This window comes from Bradyrhizobium sp. CCBAU 21365 (assembly GCF_015291305.1).
GTDB classification, from domain to species: Bacteria; Pseudomonadota; Alphaproteobacteria; order Rhizobiales; family Xanthobacteraceae; genus Bradyrhizobium; species Bradyrhizobium elkanii.
Map to the genome: position 1 here is coordinate 8,259,485 of NZ_CP030036.1, position 17,229 is coordinate 8,276,713.

Sequence of the window (17,229 nt, forward strand, 5' to 3'; positions counted from 1 at the left end):
CAGCGAACACGCGAGAGAGACGGTCCATGTCCGACAGCGTCCTGGTGCTCAACGCCGGCTCGTCCAGCATCAAGTTCGGCCTGTTCGACATCGCACCGGCCGAGCCAAAGCTGCAATGCAGGGGCTTGCTCGATGAGCAGGAGAAAGTCCCGCGCATCGTGATAAGCGATGCCTCGGGCAGGCAGCTGTTCGAGAGGCGTCGCCCGAGCGGCACGTCGGGGGACAACGGCCTGTTCAGCGACGTATTTGCCTGGATCGAGGACTATCTCGCCGGCGGCAAGCTCGCCGCCGTCGGGCATCGTATCGTCCATGGCGGGCGTGCGTTCTATCGACCGGTCGTCATCACAGGGCAGACTATCGCCGCGCTGGAGGCCTTGACGCCGCTTGCGCCGCTGCACCAGCCGCGCTGCCTGGCGCCGGTCCGCGCCGTGCAATCGCTGCGGCCGCAGCTGACGCAGATCGCCTGCTTCGACACGGCCTTCCATCACGGCCTGGCGCCGCCGGCCAGCCGCTTTGCCATCCCGCGGCACTTTGAGGAGCGCGGCATCCGTCGCTACGGCTTCCACGGCCTCTCCTTCGAATACGTCGCGAGCCAACTCGCCGCGATCGCGCCGCAATGGGCGGACAAGCGCGTCGTCGTGGCGCATCTCGGCAACGGCGCGAGCCTCTGTGCCCTGCAGAAGGGCAACAGCGTCGACACCACCATGGGATTGACCCCGCTCGACGGTCTCGTCATGGGGACCCGCTGTGGAACGATAGATCCCGGCGTACTGCTTTATCTCTTGCAGGAAGAAAGGATGTCGGTCGATGACGTACAACATTTGCTGTACGAAGGTTCGGGCCTGCTCGGCGTCTCAGGGCTGTCAGCCGACATGCGCGCCCTACTGGCGAGCCAAAAGCCCGAGGCCCGCGAAGCGGTCGATCTCTTCACATTTCGTGTCGCCGCAGAAGTCGCCGTGATGGCAAATACCCTTGCGGGCCTCGACGGCCTGGTGTTCACCGGCGGCATAGGCGAGCATGCCGCGGACATCCGGCAACGCGTCTGCGATCGCCTCTCCTGGCTCGGCGTCAGCATCGATACGGCTGCAAATGCGCAGGGCGAACAACGCATCGCCGCGAAGGGCAGCCCGGTCGACGTACTTGTCATTCCGACCAATGAGGAAGTCAGTATTGCGCGGCACTGCCGCAGCCTGCTGCGCACAGGTCGCTAGTCCGTCGATGCAACCCACATCACAAGCTCCCTTGCGAGAGACCCGAAGGCCCGATCGAATGCGGCTGCCGCCTCGGATGGTGTGAGCGAGTTTATTCCTTCGGATCCCTCAAGAAGCTTGGCGGCCTTTACCTGCCCATTTCGATCGACGATTTTCGCGGACAGGGAGATCGTCGCGCGCGGTTGGGCTCCCTGCACAATTTCGAACCGACGCAGGTCGATCAGCAGGCGCGGCGTACCCTCTACACCGCTGTCGGCCCGCAGTGGCGCATGGTCGACGTCGTAATTCTCGAAGCTCTGCAGCAACCGCGCCTGCACCAGCACCGGGAGACTATCGCCCCACTGCGCACCTTCGAACCCCTGACTTTCTTCATCCGGCGAAAACAGGAAGCGCTGGGTCTGCAAGCGTGCGATCGCGGTCGGCTCCGCCATGACCAGTTGCTCGGGCAGATTGGCATGGCGCTGCGCTCCGAAGTCGTCCACCGCGTGAAGGTCGTACACTACCTTGCGCGGCGCGGGCGCACCACCGCCGGTCATGCGTTCCAGCCCGGCCACGATACCGTCGAGCTTCGGCGTGTTGCGCGCGAGCCCTTCGGCGAACGTGCTGAGATTGTCGATCGTGCTGTGCAGCGGCGCGGCGTTCTCGGACAGGACGGCATCGACCCGGCGTAGTGCATCGCGGGCGGCCTGCGTCATGCTCCGCCCGGCCCCCTTTTCGGCCACCAGCGGTTCGCGCGCCGGCGGCGCCTGGGGATCATCGCCGCCTTCGAGCGCGATCACCGGAACACCAGTCAGTCCCTGGAAATCGAGGCCGACGCGCGTATCGCTATGCACCGGCGTACGCTCGGCGACTGCGATCGTGGCGTGAACCTCGCGCGGACGGTCCGGAACCAGCTCAAGCGCGGTCACTTCGCCGACGCGGATGCCATTGAAGAGGACGCCCGCCCCGACCAGCAGTCCGGGCACCGGATCGGCGAAAACCAGCTGATATGTCTGCCGTTTCCCGATCCCCCCGACATTGTTCAGCCAGTAAACGAAGCCGAACACGGCGACGATCGCCGATAACACGAATGCACCAACGATGATGTAGGGCGCGCGGATTTCCATATGCGTCTCTCTCTGCCTAATTGCCGAGGCCCAGCTTCTGCGCCCGGGCACCATGAAAGTAGGCCTGGACCCAGGGATGATCGGACTTGAGCACAGATGACAGCCGCCCGATTGCCGCGATCCTGCCGTCGGCGAGCGCGGCGACGCGGTCGCAGATGGCCTGCAGGCTGTTCAGGTCGTGTGTCACCATGAACACGGTGAAGCGCAACGTCCGGTGCAGCGTCCGGATCAGGGCATCGAATTCTCCCGCAGCGATCGGATCGAGACCGGAGGTTGGCTCGTCGAGAAACAGGAGCGAGGGGTCGAGCGCCAGCGCCCGCGCGAGCGCAACCCGCTTGGTCATGCCGCCCGAGAGCTCGGACGGATACTTGTCCCCGTCTTCGCGTTTCAGGCCAACCATCTCGAGCTTCGCGTCCGCAATTTCGTCCAGCAGCCCCGGCGACAGCCGTGCGCGCTCGCGCAGCGGAAACTGGATGTTCTGGCGAGCCGTCAAGGCCGAAAACAGCGCTCCCTGCTGGAACAGCACGCCCCAGCGGCGCTCGTCATCGCTGTCGCCTGCGAAATCGATCTGTCCGCTCCGCTTCGGAAGTAAGCCAACCAATGTCCGCATCAGCACCGACTTTCCGCCGCCGGACGCGCCCACGAGGCCGAGAATTTCGCCGTCGTTCACGTCGAGATCGAGATGATCGAGGATGATCTTCTCGCCGAAACCGACCACGAGGTCGCTAATATGGATCGCTGGCGTGCCGGCCATGGCTACATCCCGATCGAGGCGAAGAAGACCGCGAACAACCCGTCGAGCACGATCACCAGGAAGATCGATTTTACGACCGATGCCGTCGTCTGCTGCCCCAACGACTCCGCGCTGCCCTTGACGCTCAATCCCTCGACGGCCGCGACAAGCCCGATCACGAGCGCCATGAACGGCGCCTTGATGATCCCGACCTCGAAATGAGTGACCGAAACCGCGTCATGGAGGCGTGCAATGAAGATCGCCGGACTCATGCCGCCATAAAGCCACGCGATGAGCCCGCCGCCATAGAGCGCCGCGAGCGAGCCGAGAAAGGCGAGGATCGGCAGCGCCACCACTAGCGCCAGGATTCGTGGCAGGATCAGCACCGCGACAGGATCGAGCCCCATGGTGCTGAGCGCGTCGATCTCCTCGCGCATCTTCATCGCACCGATCTCGGCCGTATAGGCGCTGCCGGATCGTCCGGCCACCATGATGGCCACGATCAGCACGCCAATCTCGCGCAGCACGAGGATGCCAACCATGTCCACGACATAGGATTCCGCGCCAAAGCGGCGGAAATGGAAGATGCCCTGCTGTGCGATGATGGCACCGATCAGGAACGTGATCAGCACCATGATCGGCACCGCCTGCCAGCCCACCCGGCCGAGTTGATAGACGGTCGACGTCAATCGGAACGATCGCGGATGCCTGAAAATGCCGAGCAGCGCTAGGCTGAAGGCGCCGAGCATATGCAGGAATGCCGCCGAATCGGATGCCAGCCGCCTGCTGCCGCGGCCGAGTTGATCAAGCTTCTGCAGCACGGGGTTGACCGGTCTGCGTTCGGCGCGGCCGGAACGGTTCAGCCCCCGCACCTCTTCCAGCAAGTCGCCATATGGACCGTCGGCACCGGTGAGGACTGCTCTGGTCACGCCACTGCGGGCGAGTCTTTCGAGCAGCCAGGCCCCGACGGTATCGAGCGCAGTGACACGCCGTACATCGATCGAGCCGATATCGGTACGCGCGGCGTGCGCGCACAGCCGCTCCAGCTCCTCGACATTGGCAACGTTCCAGGCCCCACATGCGGTGAGCACACGCGGATTGTTCACATTTGCTATCAGGGCCGGGGCATTGAGCAAGATTCTGACTCCAACTTTCGAGTCACCCTAGGATGCTGGAGCCGGCTGTGTTTGACCCAGCGCAATAGACCACATCTTGGCCACCCGGAATGTGCTTGACCCAGATCAACGGCTTGGCAAGCGACGGCCGTATGATTTCACAGATTGCCCGGCAGCCTCGGGCGTGCTCAGGAGATTTCAGATGAATCGCGCCGCCTTCAAACCTTTGCAAAACACTGCGTTGCCGCACTCGTTCAGGCAGGTCCGGCTCGAGCGCGCCCGCGAGCACGATCACCCCGAAGGTACGTCCGCGATCGGCTACGTCATCGTCGCCCCGCTCGACACGGCATCGCGGATCGATGTCGAGACCTGGAGGGCCAATCGCGACGCCTGCCGCGTCGTCCGCCAACGCCCGGGCGAGGACGATCAGCTCGGCCACCTCGTGCATGGACCGTCCGACAGCTGGCGCTTTCACTATGACGTTGCCGGCGCCACCGCCGATGAAGCCGGGTTTCATTTCGGCGGCGAGCACTTTCGGCTCGGCGAATATGTCTCCGTCCATGAGGCGGACGGCATGCATCCCTACCGGGTCGTCGCCGTCACGCCGCTTTGATTGCACCGGGCCGGATCAGGCCGCCAGCCGCTTCGGCATCCGCGACTGGCCGAGACAGGTCGAGCTCCACATCGACGATGCTGTGGTCCTCGGGATCCGGGCAGGTTGCGAAGCCCAGATCACGACACATGCTCAGCATGCTGATGTTCTCGGTCAGCACCTGGCCGGACATGCGCTTCAGCCCTTCCGATCGCGCATAGTGGATCAGCAGGCGCATCAGCGCCCATCCGAGCCCTTTGCCCTTGAGGTCGGATTGCAGGAGGATGGCGTACTCGGCATTCTGATAGAGCGAGTCCGAATGGAGCCGGACGACGCCGATGATCGCACCGGAGTTCGGATCCAGCGCCACAAACGCCATCGCGCGCGCATAATCGAGCTGGGTCAGCCGCGCGATGAACGCATGCGAGAAGTTCTTCGTGAAATGGAAGAACCGCAGCCTGAGGTCCTCGGCAGTCACCCGCTTGAGGAAGCTGTCGATCATCGGCTCGTCCTCCGGCCGCATCGGCCGCACCGTCACGCGCGAGCCGTCCCTCAGGGCAAGTTCGCCTTCCCACTGCGACGGGTACGGCCGCACTGCAAGACGGGTCTGGCCGGCAAACAACCGCGCGGGCTTGCGGATCGCCACCCGCGCGTCGAGCGCCAGCACGCCGGTTTCGTCCGCCAGCAAGGGATTGATATCGAGCTCTGCGACTTCCGGAATATCAGCCGCCATCTGCGCCAGCTTGACGAGGGTGCGCGGAACGACATCTTCCGGAACGGCGGGTACGTCGCGGTAGGCGGCAAGCAGCCGCGAGACCCGCGTGCGCCCCACAAGGTCGCGTGCCAGGTTCATGTCGAGAGGCGGCAACGCGAGCGCCTTGTCGTCGATCACCTCGACCGCGGTCCCGCCGCGGCCAAACACGATCACCGGGCCGAAAGTCGGATCGTCGGCAATGCCGAGGATCAGCTCACGTGCCGCCCGCCGCTCGATCATCGGCTGGATTGTCACACCTTGCAGGACGGCATCCGGACGCGCGGCACGAGCGCGCGCCAGCACCGTTCTGGCCGCCTGTGCGACGCTTTCGCGAGTCCGCAGGCCGAGAATGACTCCGCCGATGTCCGACTTGTGCCTGATGTCGCGCGAAAACAGCTTCACCGCCACGGCAAGCCCTTGCGCCAGGAAGGGCACTGCCTTGTCCACGGCATCGTCGGCATCACGGGCCACGACGGTCGGAACGATCGGAATATCGTAGGCCTCAAACAGCGCGACGATCTCGACCGGATCGAGCCATTCCCGCCCCTCGGATAGCGCCTTCACGATCACGTGCCGCGCCGCAGCCGTCCGCGGCGCAAACGTCGAGGCGCTGCTGGGCGGCGTTGCGGCCAGCGTGATGGAGGCATCGCGGTATCTCACCAGATACATGAAGGCGCGCACGGCATCATCCTCGGTCGGGAAATGCGGGACCCGCGCCCGCTCGAAGGTCGCCGCCGTGCGGGCGTCGGCACCATCCCACGACGCAAGCACCAGTGCGGCTACCTCGCTGTTCCTGGCTCGGCGGTCGGCAACGCACCGCGTCACCGCTTCGGCGATCCCTTCGGTCGGCGCAACAGCCGTTTCCACGTTCATGACCAGCACGGCGTCGCTGTTGGCGTCCTCCAGCAGCGCGCCGAGTGCGGCCACGTAGCGGGCAGCGTCGGCATCGCCGGAGATATCGACGGGGTTGGCGCGAGACCAGCCTTGCGGCAGAACCCGATCGAGTGCCGCAATCGTCTCCGTCGTCAGGCTTGCAGGAACGCCGCCGAGCTCAACGAGCCGGTCGATCGCGAGGATGCCGAGCCCGCCGCCATTGGTCAGGATCGACAGGCGGTTGCCGCGCGGAACGAAACCGCGGCCAAGCAACTCGGCGCAGTCGAACAATTCGCGAAGGTCGTACACGCGCAGCATGCCAGCCCGGCGGAACGCCGCGTCATAGACGGCGTCCGAACCGGCAAGCGCTCCGGTATGGGTGGCTGCGGCCTTGGCTCCCTGCGCCACCCGGCCCGCCTTCACGACAATCAGGGGCTTGAGCCGCGCCGCGGCGCGCGCGGCCGACATGAATTTGCGCGCATCCTTGACGGCCTCGACGTAGAGCAGGATCGCGTTGGTATGATCATCCTGCGCGAAATAGTCGAGCAGATCGGCGACATCGACGTCGAGTTGGTCTCCGATCGACACGATGCCGGAGAAGCCGAGCCGCCGCTCTGCCGCCCATTCGATCATCGCGGCAGCGATGGCCCCCGACTGCGAGATCAGGGCAAGACGCCCTTCGGTGGGCTGATGCGCGGCAAAGCTCGCATTGAGCTTCACGCGCGGCACCATGACGCCGAGGCAGTTCGGCCCGATCAGGCGCATGCCGTGCCGGTGCGCCGCCTGCGCGACCGTCTCGGCTAGCGAGCCGGCACCATGCCCGAGGCCGGCGGACAGGATCACGGCACCGGCGACACCGACCGCGGCAGCGTCCGAGATGATTCCGGGAATCGCGGCTGCAGGCGCCGTGATCGCAACGAGGTCCGGAACGAATGGAAGCGACTTGAGATCCGGGGACGTAATCTCGCCGTCGATCGCAGTGTAGTTCGGATTGACGACGGCGATGCGGCCGGCAAAACCGCATGCCTTGAGGTTCATGAGTACCGCCAAGCCCAGCGAAGACGGACGCGAACTGCCACCGACAAGCGCGACCGATCGAGGCGAAAGAACCCGATCTAGACCAAACGTAGACATCGGACAGTCTCGCAGGGAACCAGCGAAGGCGCTTGCCGCTTCGTGCAACGCGCCAGGGCCCGCATGACATCCTCGCGAGCAATAATCCCGACCAGGTGATGATACTTGTCGATCACGGGCAGGCTCTTGAGCCGATGGGCGATCATCAGCTGCAGAACGCGTTGCAGATTTGTGTCCGGCTCGACCGCGATCACGTCGGACGACATGATCTCGTCGACCGTCGTTCCCATGCGATCGTCGTAACGTGGCAGCATGTGATCTACCGGACAGGCGAACACCTTCAGGGCGTCCAGCTTCGTGACGAACCCGACCACGACATCGTCGCGGAGCACGGGATAGGCGTCAAAGTCGTCTTTCGCGAACAACCGGTACAAGTCGCCGACGGTCATTTCGGGAGCGACGCTTCGTACCGACCTCGTCATGTTGCTCGCAACGGTCTCCTGAAGAAACTCGTACATGGCTGATCCCCTTTGGATGGATGGTTATTTCGGGGACGCGTCGCTGCCTAACGGGCGACGCGCCTCGCAAGGCAGCTACGCCGCCGTCTTGATGTCGATCTGCCTGCTCTGCTTGGGAGCCGGCTTCTTGACGGTGACCTTGAGCACGCCCTTGGCGATCTCGGCACTGACGTCTTCCGCCTTGACGCCCTCGGGCAATGCAACGGACCGCGAGAATGCGCCGAAGCTGCGCTCGATCAGGTGATAGTCCTTGTCCTTCTCCTCGCGCTCGCTCTTCTTCTCGCCGCGGATCGTGAGCGTGTCGTCGGCGAGATTGAGCTGAATGTCCTTGGCCTCGAGGCCTGGCAGTTCGGCTGAGATCTCGACGGTCTTGTCGGTCTCGCTGACGTCCATGCGCGGCATCATCGCCTGCGGCGCGGCGAACGCCGGAAAATTGCGGCCGAAGCCGTCGAACAGCCGGTCGATCTCCTGCTGCAGAAATGCGAAGGGATTGTTTTCGCGCCGCGCCAAAGCGCGCTCGGTTCCAACGGGGATCACGTCGTTAGCCATCAGTACCTCCTGCTTGCGTGTTGCTTGCGAAGCAAAGCTAGTCAGGAACAGCTCCCCGGCCGTTGACCAGGATCAAAACCGGGCCAACGTGATATGATCAAAAGAGGAGCACAGACCCAAAGCGAGTTTCCGCCATGCACGCCATGATTCTGCCCGCGCGCGGCGCACGGCTGCAATATACCGAGCGGCCCGACCCACTTCCGGGACCAGGCGAGGTCCGCGTCAAGGTCGGCGCCTGTGGCGTTTGCCGCACCGACCTGCACGTCGTCGATGGAGAACTGCCCGGCATCGCCTATCCGATCGTTCCCGGCCATGAGGTGGTTGGCCGTATCGACGCGATCGGTGAAAGCGTGGATGGCCTGCATCTCGGTGCACGCGTCGGCGTTCCCTGGCTCGGATCCACCTGCGGGCATTGTTCCTACTGCCGGGAGGGCAAGGAAAACCTCTGCGACGCCCCCCTGTTCACCGGCTACACCCGGGACGGCGGCTTTGCCACGCACCTGGTGGCTGACGCGCGTTACTGCTTTCCGCTCGGCGAAGACGGCGAGGATGCGGAGCTGGCGCCCCTGCTGTGCGCCGGCCTGATCGGCTGGCGCTCCCTGGTGATGGCTGGCGACGGCCGCAAGCTCGGCATCTACGGTTTTGGCGCGGCGGGACATATCGTCGCGCAAGTGGCGCGCTGGCAAGGGCGGGATGTGTACGCTTTCACCCGCGCCGGCGACACCGAGGCCCAGCGCCTGGCATTGTCGCTCGGCGCATGCTGGACCGGTGCTTCGGAAGATCGGCCCCCGGCAGAACTTGATGCCGCGATCATCTATGCGCCGACCGGGCCCCTCGTCCCGCTTGCACTGCGCACGCTGCGCAAGGGCGGACGCGTGGTCTGTGCCGGCATTCACATGTCGGATATCCCGAGCTTTCCCTACGACATCCTTTGGGGTGAACGGCAGATCGTTTCCGTTGCCAACCTGACGCGACAAGATGGCGTCGATTTTCTCAAGACAGCGGCAAGGGCTGGAATCCGGACGCACGTCACCGTCTTTCCCCTGGACCAGGCGAACGAAGCACTTGCGCGCTTGCGGGACGGCAAGCTCGTCGGCGCAGCCGTCTTGAAGCCATGATGACGCCGGCATCATCAACTGCGACTGCCACAGGCGAGACCGGCCAGGCCGCCGTATTGTCGTTTCTGGCCGGATCTGGCGAGCCGAACACCCCGGTCAAGCGGATCGACACCCATTGTTCGATCGTCTTTCTCGAAGCTTCGCGCGTCCTGAAGATCAAGCGAGCGGTCAAGCTGCCCTATCTCGACTTCTCGACGTTGGAGAAGCGGCGGCGCGCTTGCGAGGATGAGATTGCCGTCAACAAGCGCCACGCCCCCGCGATCTATCGCGGGGTGGTTCCGATCACGCACGGGCGCGATGGACTTGCGGTCGGCGGGACCGGACCAGTCGTCGAATGGGCCGTCGAAATGGCTCGGTTCGACGAAAACAAGACACTCGATCATCTCGCAGAGCAGGACGCAATCCCGCCGGAGCTGGGCGAGAAACTGGCCACTATCCTGCTCAAATCCCATCGAGAACTGATTGGGAGCGATGGATCGCACTGGCTTACGTCACTCCCCGTCATCATCGATCGCAACACCGAGCAGTTTCGCGCCGAGTCAACTCTTTCCTGCAGGAAGATCGATGAACTGCACGAGTTGAGCCATCGATCGCTCGCTCGGAATCTTGAGCTTCTGCGCCTCCGCGCCGCAGCTGGGCAAATCCGGCATTGTCACGGCGATGCACATCTCGGCAACATCGTCCTGCTCGACGGCGAGCCTGTTCTGTTCGATGCGATCGAGTTCGACCCCGATATCGCGACGACCGACGTCCTCTACGACCTCGCATTTCCACTGACGGATCTGCTGTACTTCGGACGCGAGACCGTCGCCAACAGGCTATTCAATAGCTACATGCAGAATGCCTGGGACACGCAATCGGGTGCGTTGTCTTTGCTGCCATTGTTTCTATCAATGCGAGCGGCGATCCGGGCTAATGTGCTCTTCACCAAGGCACGGCAACATCAACTCGATCAAGAGATCGCCGCCCAAGCGGGCCGCTATTTCGAGCTTGCACGTCGGCTGATTGAGCCGGAGCCGCCCCGCCTAGTTGCAGTTGGCGGGAAGTCGGGTACCGGCAAGAGCGTGCTGGCGCGCGACATGGCGCGTCTGATCGCGCCGCCCCCGGGCGCCCTGGTTCTGCGATCGGATGTCATTCGCAAGCAACTCTCCCACGTCGCCGAACATGCCACGTTAGCGCCGGAGACCTACACTCCCGAAGCATCGGACCGCGTTTATCAAGCCATGCTCGACCGAGCCAAACGCGCCATGGCTCAGGGGATTTCCGTTGTTCTCGACGCGGCATTCTTGAAGCAGGCGGAGCGCGATGCCGCACGAGCCGCCGCCCGCAATGCCAAGGTGAAATTCAGTGGATTGTTCCTGACCGCCGAACAAGCCATCCGGCTGCGACGCGTCGCCTCACGGCAACACGACGCTTCGGATGCAACGGCTGGCGTCGTTCTGAGCCAGGAGAGCATCGATACTGGCCATATCGATTGGCAGCTCATCGACGCATCAGGCTCACCTGCCGCCACTCTCCAGCGCAGCATGCCCTGCCTGCCAGACGCACCTTTCCATTCAAATCGGCGGAATATCACCTAAGGAAACATCCGGAATTGGTCGATCGACGGAAACCTGTCAGCATTCTCCCGCCCAGACAGGAGAATGTCATGAAACGCGCATTGAGCCTTCTTCTTGCCGGAAGCGTCATCTCAACGGTAGCGCTTGTTTTATTTTACAATTACTTCTTCCCCAATGCCATTCCGCTTGCCTCGACCGAGCCGCTTCTAGCCTGGCGCTTGGAGGCGGCGTTCGTAGTCACTGCGCTGACATGGACCGCAGCGTTCGTGGCGGCGGCATCCGGACTGTCATTGCTGCTGATGACCCTCACCAACCGAGATGTCACAGTCCGCTAGAACGCGCGCTGCTCGTGCCTGCCATACCTCGAAGGCCGGCTCTTCGGAGCCGGCCTTCGACGTAGGAACACCGCTACCGACGTGTTCCTCGTAAGGTAGGCACCCAGTTATCACCTTTCAGGCGCACTTCAACGTTTCCGCCGGCTAGGATCTCAGTCGCCGGCGCCAGAGTGGCTTGAGCAGCTCAAGCACCACCAGCATCGCCACTCCCGGTCCGAGCGCGATCATCAGATCGTCCGGATGAAGGGGACCGAAACGAAACAAGCTGGACGCCGGAGGCCAGAGCAGTGCGGTCCCGAGAGCGCCTGCGATTGAAAGCAAGATTACCGCCAGCGCCAGATTCGGCCGGAAGAACGCCGATAGGAACGAAGAACTGAAAGATCGATTGACCAGGACGAGACCGACAATTGACCCGATGAGGGCGAAGAAGGCCAAGGCTCTGACCTCATCTGCAGGCATGCCGGCGTGAAGTGCAATGACGAACAGAACGGCGACAAGCACAAAAATCAGGGCACCTTGAAGTACGCTCCAGCTAACTAGCGTCCAGGTGAACAGAGGGCTGTCAGCTCGCCTGGGTGGACGCGCCATGACGTCGCGCTCCTCGCGCTCGGCCTCGAACACGAGTGAGCATACGGGATCGATGATTAGCTCGAGAAATGCGATGTGAACGGGGCCGAGAATCAAAGGTAATCCGAACACCAGGGGAAGCAGGGTGAGCCCCGCGATAGGAACGTGGACAGCGAAGATGAAGGCCATCGCCTTTCGCAGATTGTCGTAAATGCGCCGACCCAGGCGGACGGCCGAGATGATCGCGCTGAAATCGTCGTCAAGCAGCACTATGGACGACGCCTCGCGCGCGACGTCCGTTCCGCGCCCGCCCATCGCGATACCGATGTGAGCCGCTTTCAGGGATGGAGCGTCGTTGACGCCATCGCCGGTCATCGCAACGATCTCGCCGTTCTGCTTCATTGCCTGCACGATGCGGAGCTTCTGCTCCGGTAATACGCGAGCAAACACGTTCACGCGTCTGACGAGTTCCGCAAGCTGCAGGTCACTCATGAGCTTGATCTGATTCCCCGTGATCACCTCATGGACATCCAGCCCCGCCTGCTTCGCAATTGCGGCCGCGGTTATCGGATAATCGCCTGTGATCATGGCGACGCCAATTCCCGCTGAGCGGCATTCACGCACCGCAGCAGGCACACCGGGGCGAAGCGGGTCGGCGAATCCCACCAGTCCGAGGAAGCGGAATGCGAAGGCTTCCTGCGAACAAGGAAGCTGGTTGCCTTTATGCACGGCCGCCGCGATCCCGAGCACACGGAGCCCTTGCTCCGCCATCAAGCCGACGGCACTTCTCATCGATTCCTGATCCAAACGGCTCAGCTGGCAGAGACGCGCAACCGCTTCAGGGGCTCCTTTGGCTGCAACAACGTATTCCTCTGCGGGGGATGACCGCCAGACCTGGGTCATGGCGAGGAGCTCGGGCCGGAGTCCATAGGTACGTATCAGTTGCCCATGAACATCCTGCCCGCTGGTTTCTTTCCGGACGTGGCCCGCAAGGGCGTGCAGCGCCCGCTCCATCGGATCCAGCGGCTGAGGCGAACTGGCAAGGACGCCGTAGCGCAGCATCTCCGGGAATTCGGGTCGTACGCAACCCGGATTCGAAGACTTGGGACGCATGCATGAACCGTCGAGCAACCGCAATTCTACAACTGACATTTCGTTCAGCGTCAGAGTACCGGTCTTGTCGGTGCATAAGACGGTGGCGGAGCCTAACGTCTCGATTGCGGCCGCCCGGCGCGTCAGCACGCGGACTTTCGAAATGCGCCACGCGCCCATGGCCATGAACACGGTGAGCACCACACCAAATTCTTCCGGCAGCATGGACATGCCGATTGCGACGCCGCTGAGCAACGCTTGCAGCCAGTCTCCGCGCAACGTCCCGTAAAGCAGCACGGCAACGATGCTGACCGCAGCGCCGCCGAAAAAGCAAAACCGCACCAGCCTCGCCGTCTGCTGTTGGAGACGTGGCGGCTCCGCTTGCAGCGTGCGTAGAGACGCTCCGATCTTTCCGATCTCGCTTCGCGGTCCGGTGGACGTGACCCGGGCGGCGCCCTCGCCCCGCACGACGAGCGAGCCGGAATACACGAACGGCTGATCGTCGCCGCCCGGCCGATGCTCGGCCACGGCGTCCGTCTCGACCACCTGCTTGCGAACGGGTACCGACTCGCCTGTCAGCAGGGACTCGTCGACCTGCAGATCATGACCGTCGAGGAGCACAGCGTCGGCTGGCACGCGATCACCGTCGCCAAGGATGATGAGGTCGCCTCGGACGACGTCCCGGCCGGCGATACGCCGGCGTACTCCATCCCGCATCACGAGGGCCCGCGGACTGGTCAGGTCGCGCAAGGCTTCTAACACGCGTTCAGTTCGTGTCTCCTGCACGATCGTGATCACGATCGACATGGCGCCGAAGCCAAGGAGCAGGAGTGCCTCCTGGAGATCACCAAGCAAAAGGTAGATCAGTCCGCCGCTCAGAAGCAGCGCGAGCATGGGCTCGCGCAGCACGTCCAACGCGATACGTATGGGAGTGCGCCGCTCAGGGCTCGGAAGCTCGTTGTGCCCCTCGACCCGAAGCCGGGCCGTCGCTTCGGCTTCGCTTAGTCCTGTGAGGTCTGTGGCGCTCACGTCTTCCGCCATAGGTTCCAGACGCTTCCACCCAGCAAGAGCGCGGTAACGAGCAGAATGGCCACAAATGTCTGTATGATGTCAAAGTTCAGAGAATCCCGCGCAACGAAGAACGCGGTGATAGATCCCACGAGGACGAAGAGGATGCGAAGGATGACGCTCATGGCTCTCTCCTGCTGGCACAACGCCGTTTGAAGCTTCCTAGGCAAGGGGTGCCCAGCTGGATACTCGATCCTGCTGGCGCGGCGCAGTTTACCGTAGCGGTTCGCACCGTTGAGAAGTTGCGGCAGATCAAGCTGCCCGAGCACCCGTGCCGGCAGCTCAATGCTGCAGGACATACCGGCCCGGCGCATCCTCGAGCGGCGATTCACCCTCGGGCGCGTGAAGCACCGGCTGCGCCGGCACCCACGCACCGGAATGCGCCGTGAGGAAACGAACCCACTCCAGCCACCAGGATCCGTCGCGATTCATCGCCTTGCGCAGCCACTCGTCGGGGCCGACATAGGGTTGATCCGCCATTTTCTCCAACAACTGATAGCTGTGCCCCTCCTCCGACGGCGGAGCAACGATGCCAGCGTTGTGACCGCCGCTCGCCAGCACGAAGGCGATATTGGCATCAGCCAACAGGTGAATCTTGTGAACCGACCGCCAGGGCGCGACGTGATCGCGGACGGTGCCGACCACGAACATGGGGGCGCGAAGGTCGGAAAGTGCCACCGGCTGCCCGTCCGCCAGATAGCGACCCTCGGCAAGGTCGTTGTTCAGAAAGAGCTTGCGCAGGTAGTCCGAATGCATCCGATAGGGCATGCGGGTCGCGTCCGCGTTCCATGACATCAGATCACTCGGTGCGGCACGCTCACCCATCAGATAGTCGCGGATCAGGCGCGACCAGATCATGTCGTTCGACCGCAGCAACTGGAACGCACCGGCCATCTGCGCCGTCTCGAGCACGCCGCGCTGCCGCATCATATCCTCCAGGAACGCAACCTGGCTCTCATTGATGAAGAGCGTCAGCTCGCCCGCATCGGTGAAATCGACCTGGGCTGCCAACAGTGTCACCGAGCGCAGGCAGCCGGGCCGCTCCTTCTGCAACCGAGCGGCCGCAACCGCGAGCAGCGTGCCGCCGAGGCAATAGCCGGCCGCGTGGATTCAACGTTCAGGAATGAGCTGATTTATCGCGTCGATCGCAGCGTCGACCCCAAGCTTGCGATAGTCATCGAGGCCAAGGTCGCGGTCAGCTGGCCCCGGATTTCGCCACGAGATCATAAACACGGTGAAGCCGCGCTCGACCAGGAACCGGACGAGCGAATTCTGCGGCGAGAGATCGAGGATGTAGTACTTCATGATCCACGCCGGCACGATCAGCACCGGTTCGGGGCAAACGTCGGCCGTCTCGGGCGCGTACTGGATGAGCTCGATCAGTTCATTCCGGTACACAACCTTGCCCTCGGTCACGGCAACGTCCTTGCCGACCACAAAGGGCGCGGATCCGGACGGCTCGGCGCTCAACAGATTCCTGCAATCTTCCAGCCAGTTATGCCAGCCCGAAACGAAGTTGCCGCCACCCGAATCCATTGCCTTGCGCAGCACCTCGGGGTTGCTGAACGCAAAGTTGGACGGCGCAACGACGTCGAGGCATTGCCGGACGGTGAAATCCACGACCGCTGCATTTGCTTTCGAGACGCCGTGCAGGCCGCTGGTCGCCGAATGCCACCAATGCTCCGCCAGCAGGAACGCCTGCGCAATGACGTTGAAGGCCGGCAACGTCCAATCCTGGCCCGCAAAACGGTTGTCACCCGGCTGAGGCTTAACCATGAACCAGGGTTGCCAGGCCGCATGCGGCGTCGACACCATGCGCGCGAAGCGCGAGCCGTCAGCAACTGCGTTCAACGCCAGCTCAAGCCGTCTACCGGGTGAGGCCGCCAGATGCAGTTGCCAATCGGCGAAGGCGAGCGCGAGGCCAGCCGGTGAAAGCCCGCCGGTCCATTGCGCCATCGCCGCGTGAACGAGCTGGTCGAGCGATTCCGTACCCGTCAATGGCTCCTTCTCGGGCTGCGCCGATGCAGGCGTTCCGGCACCCGTCACATCGTCGTTGGCAGGAGATCTGGGCTGGTCGAGAACTGCCTGGACTGTCATCGCCCGTCTCCGAGGTGGAACCGCTTCCGACCGAGCGCCACGATCTCCGCGTCGGTCGGATGATCGCTCGACTCAAGATGCAAATTGAGGTCGGGCCGCTCCGCCCTGAGATACTGCGTCAGCTCGACCTTCTCGATACCCGGACCGATGACGAGCAGATCGCTGCAACCGTTCACGGCCTCCCCCACCCTCGCGAGGAACGTCGCGTCGGCCTGGACGCGACCATCGCCGATCGTATTCGCCTTGTGATGCAGATGCTGCGACACCAAATGCGCATGGACGGCCGTCGTGCTGATGCCTGTCAACCCAATGCCGAAAACCTTCGCAACAAGGTGATCGATCCAAACGACGGCGTGCGCATGTGATTGCAGGGCCGTCTCGCTCATGATGTAACTCCGGTGCTTGCTTTCTCTGCGTCTCTCAATCGGCGCGCCAATGCCGCAAGTAGTTCCCTGCGACTCACAATACCCACGACGGTTCTGGCGCAGAGCACCGGAATTTGGGCGACATTGTAGACATCCATCTGCGCGACGACGTCTTCGATCGATGCTTCGATATCGACGGTGATCGGCAATCCACTCATGAGCGAGCCGACCTGCAGCGTCCGCATGCGCTCGCGTTCAGATGTATTCTCCACAATGCCAAGCAGCGACTCCAGCCAGTTTCCGGACGGCGGGCTGATGTCCAGCTCATCGCGGTGAAGGAAGTCGCCCTCCGAAACCATGCCGACGAGTTCGCCGGCGTCGTCGATCACCGGCAGGCCGCGCTGATCGGTTTCAAGCAGCAGTTCGACGGCATTGAGCACTGTGGCAGTTGGCTTGATCGTCGCGAACGAACTTCGCATCACATCGGTTGCGAGCATAGTCAT

At 63.2% G+C, this 17,229-nt stretch carries 15 protein-coding genes and 1 pseudogene; 5 read left to right on the top strand and 11 right to left on the bottom strand.

The genetic code is table 11. The features are described from left to right. Nucleotides 1-26: 26 nt before the first annotated feature. Entirely contained in the window at nucleotides 27-1,211 is a 1,185-nt protein-coding gene (locus XI02_RS38980) for an acetate/propionate family kinase (protein ID WP_194483287.1), read from the top strand. Here XI02_RS38980 and XI02_RS38985 read toward each other — a convergent pair. Genes XI02_RS38985 through XI02_RS38995 form a run of 3 tightly spaced genes read right to left on the bottom strand, consistent with a single transcriptional unit; the run spans nucleotide 1,208 to nucleotide 4,156 of the window. Then, nucleotides 1,208-2,317, bottom strand: coding sequence for an MlaD family protein (locus XI02_RS38985; RefSeq protein WP_194483288.1), 1,110 nt, complete (start codon nucleotides 2,315-2,317; stop codon nucleotides 1,208-1,210). The genes XI02_RS38980 and XI02_RS38985 overlap by 4 nt on opposite strands. Before the next feature lie 16 nt (nucleotides 2,318-2,333). Next, on the bottom strand, nucleotides 2,334-3,071 hold the full coding sequence (locus tag XI02_RS38990) for an ABC transporter ATP-binding protein (protein ID WP_172646810.1): 738 nt from the start codon (nucleotides 3,069-3,071) through the stop codon (nucleotides 2,334-2,336). Between the two features lie 2 nt (nucleotides 3,072-3,073). Beyond that, the gene (locus XI02_RS38995) at nucleotides 3,074-4,156 is read right to left on the bottom strand and encodes an ABC transporter permease (RefSeq protein ID WP_081334562.1); all 1,083 of its coding nucleotides are present in this window, start codon (nucleotides 4,154-4,156) and stop codon (nucleotides 3,074-3,076) included. A gap of 211 nt (nucleotides 4,157-4,367) precedes the next feature. On the opposite strand from XI02_RS38995, the gene XI02_RS39000 reads away from it, so the two are divergent. Beyond that, complete coding sequence (locus tag XI02_RS39000; protein WP_018268784.1) at nucleotides 4,368-4,778, top strand: hypothetical protein; 411 nt, start codon at nucleotides 4,368-4,370, stop codon at nucleotides 4,776-4,778. Here the strand turns inward: XI02_RS39000 and XI02_RS39005 are convergent. The 3 genes from XI02_RS39005 to XI02_RS39015 all read right to left on the bottom strand — a co-directional run bounded on the left by XI02_RS39005 (nucleotide 4,765) and on the right by XI02_RS39015 (nucleotide 8,525). After that, entirely contained in the window at nucleotides 4,765-7,518 is a 2,754-nt protein-coding gene (locus XI02_RS39005; protein WP_194483278.1) for a bifunctional acetate--CoA ligase family protein/GNAT family N-acetyltransferase, read from the bottom strand. The genes XI02_RS39000 and XI02_RS39005 overlap by 14 nt on opposite strands. Next, the gene (locus tag XI02_RS39010; protein WP_018268786.1) at nucleotides 7,500-7,976 is read right to left on the bottom strand and encodes an HPP family protein; all 477 of its coding nucleotides are present in this window, start codon (nucleotides 7,974-7,976) and stop codon (nucleotides 7,500-7,502) included. The genes XI02_RS39005 and XI02_RS39010 overlap by 19 nt, the downstream gene beginning before the upstream one ends. 75 nt (nucleotides 7,977-8,051) lie before the next feature. Further along, nucleotides 8,052-8,525 (bottom strand): Hsp20/alpha crystallin family protein, encoded by a 474-nt coding sequence (locus tag XI02_RS39015; protein ID WP_194483289.1) that lies wholly within the window; start codon nucleotides 8,523-8,525, stop codon nucleotides 8,052-8,054. Nucleotides 8,526-8,659: 134 nt separating this feature from the next. Between XI02_RS39015 and XI02_RS39020 the strand changes: the two genes are divergently transcribed. From XI02_RS39020 to XI02_RS39030, 3 genes are all read left to right on the top strand, one after another. Then, complete coding sequence (locus XI02_RS39020; protein ID WP_194483290.1) at nucleotides 8,660-9,643, top strand: zinc-dependent alcohol dehydrogenase family protein; 984 nt, start codon at nucleotides 8,660-8,662, stop codon at nucleotides 9,641-9,643. Next, on the top strand, nucleotides 9,643-11,223 hold the full coding sequence (locus tag XI02_RS39025; protein ID WP_371814018.1) for an AAA family ATPase: 1,581 nt from the start codon (nucleotides 9,643-9,645) through the stop codon (nucleotides 11,221-11,223). The genes XI02_RS39020 and XI02_RS39025 overlap by 1 nt, the downstream gene beginning before the upstream one ends. Before the next feature lie 68 nt (nucleotides 11,224-11,291). After that, nucleotides 11,292-11,537 carry a hypothetical protein gene (locus XI02_RS39030; protein ID WP_018273625.1) on the top strand — a complete coding sequence of 82 codons (246 nt, stop codon included), beginning with the start codon at nucleotides 11,292-11,294 and terminating at the stop codon, nucleotides 11,535-11,537. 144 nt (nucleotides 11,538-11,681) lie between these two features. On the opposite strand, the gene XI02_RS39035 is transcribed toward XI02_RS39030, so the two are convergent. The 5 genes and pseudogenes from XI02_RS39035 to XI02_RS39055 all read right to left on the bottom strand — a co-directional run bounded on the left by XI02_RS39035 (nucleotide 11,682) and on the right by XI02_RS39055 (nucleotide 17,223). Further along, a complete protein-coding gene (locus XI02_RS39035; RefSeq protein WP_129964726.1) occupies nucleotides 11,682-14,237 on the bottom strand; it encodes a cation-translocating P-type ATPase in 2,556 nt (851 codons plus the stop codon). Beyond that, nucleotides 14,222-14,563 (bottom strand): hypothetical protein, encoded by a 342-nt coding sequence (locus tag XI02_RS39040; RefSeq protein WP_035631253.1) that lies wholly within the window; start codon nucleotides 14,561-14,563, stop codon nucleotides 14,222-14,224. The genes XI02_RS39035 and XI02_RS39040 overlap by 16 nt, the downstream gene beginning before the upstream one ends. After that, nucleotides 14,547-16,361 (bottom strand): annotated as a pseudogene (locus XI02_RS39045) (PHA/PHB synthase family protein). The gene XI02_RS39040 and the pseudogene XI02_RS39045 overlap by 17 nt, the downstream one beginning before the upstream one ends. Continuing rightward, the gene (locus XI02_RS39050; RefSeq protein WP_080686696.1) at nucleotides 16,358-16,747 is read right to left on the bottom strand and encodes a hypothetical protein; all 390 of its coding nucleotides are present in this window, start codon (nucleotides 16,745-16,747) and stop codon (nucleotides 16,358-16,360) included. The pseudogene XI02_RS39045 and the gene XI02_RS39050 overlap by 4 nt, the downstream one beginning before the upstream one ends. Further along, nucleotides 16,744-17,223, bottom strand: coding sequence for a CBS domain-containing protein (locus XI02_RS39055; protein WP_244980971.1), 480 nt, complete (start codon nucleotides 17,221-17,223; stop codon nucleotides 16,744-16,746). Before XI02_RS39055 ends, XI02_RS39050 begins: the two co-directional genes overlap by 4 nt. Between the last annotated feature and the right edge of the window lie 6 nt (nucleotides 17,224-17,229).

Coding starts and splice junctions, on each gene's coding strand:
- XI02_RS39005 (WP_194483278.1), bottom strand. CDS start 7,518: ATGTCTACGTTTGGTCTAGATCGGGTTCTTTCGCCTCGATCGGTCGCG.
- XI02_RS39040 (WP_035631253.1), bottom strand. CDS start 14,563: ATGTCCTGCAGCATTGAGCTGCCGGCACGGGTGCTCGGGCAGCTTGAT.
- XI02_RS38985 (WP_194483288.1), bottom strand. CDS start 2,317: ATGGAAATCCGCGCGCCCTACATCATCGTTGGTGCATTCGTGTTATCG.
- XI02_RS38980 (WP_194483287.1), top strand. CDS start 27: ATGTCCGACAGCGTCCTGGTGCTCAACGCCGGCTCGTCCAGCATCAAG.
- XI02_RS39035 (WP_129964726.1), bottom strand. CDS start 14,237: ATGGCGGAAGACGTGAGCGCCACAGACCTCACAGGACTAAGCGAAGCC.
- XI02_RS39000 (WP_018268784.1), top strand. CDS start 4,368: ATGAATCGCGCCGCCTTCAAACCTTTGCAAAACACTGCGTTGCCGCAC.
- XI02_RS39055 (WP_244980971.1), bottom strand. CDS start 17,223: ATGCTCGCAACCGATGTGATGCGAAGTTCGTTCGCGACGATCAAGCCA.
- XI02_RS39025 (WP_371814018.1), top strand. CDS start 9,643: ATGACGCCGGCATCATCAACTGCGACTGCCACAGGCGAGACCGGCCAG.
- XI02_RS39020 (WP_194483290.1), top strand. CDS start 8,660: ATGCACGCCATGATTCTGCCCGCGCGCGGCGCACGGCTGCAATATACC.
- XI02_RS39030 (WP_018273625.1), top strand. CDS start 11,292: ATGAAACGCGCATTGAGCCTTCTTCTTGCCGGAAGCGTCATCTCAACG.
- XI02_RS39015 (WP_194483289.1), bottom strand. CDS start 8,525: ATGGCTAACGACGTGATCCCCGTTGGAACCGAGCGCGCTTTGGCGCGG.
- XI02_RS39050 (WP_080686696.1), bottom strand. CDS start 16,747: ATGAGCGAGACGGCCCTGCAATCACATGCGCACGCCGTCGTTTGGATC.
- XI02_RS39010 (WP_018268786.1), bottom strand. CDS start 7,976: ATGTACGAGTTTCTTCAGGAGACCGTTGCGAGCAACATGACGAGGTCG.
- XI02_RS38990 (WP_172646810.1), bottom strand. CDS start 3,071: ATGGCCGGCACGCCAGCGATCCATATTAGCGACCTCGTGGTCGGTTTC.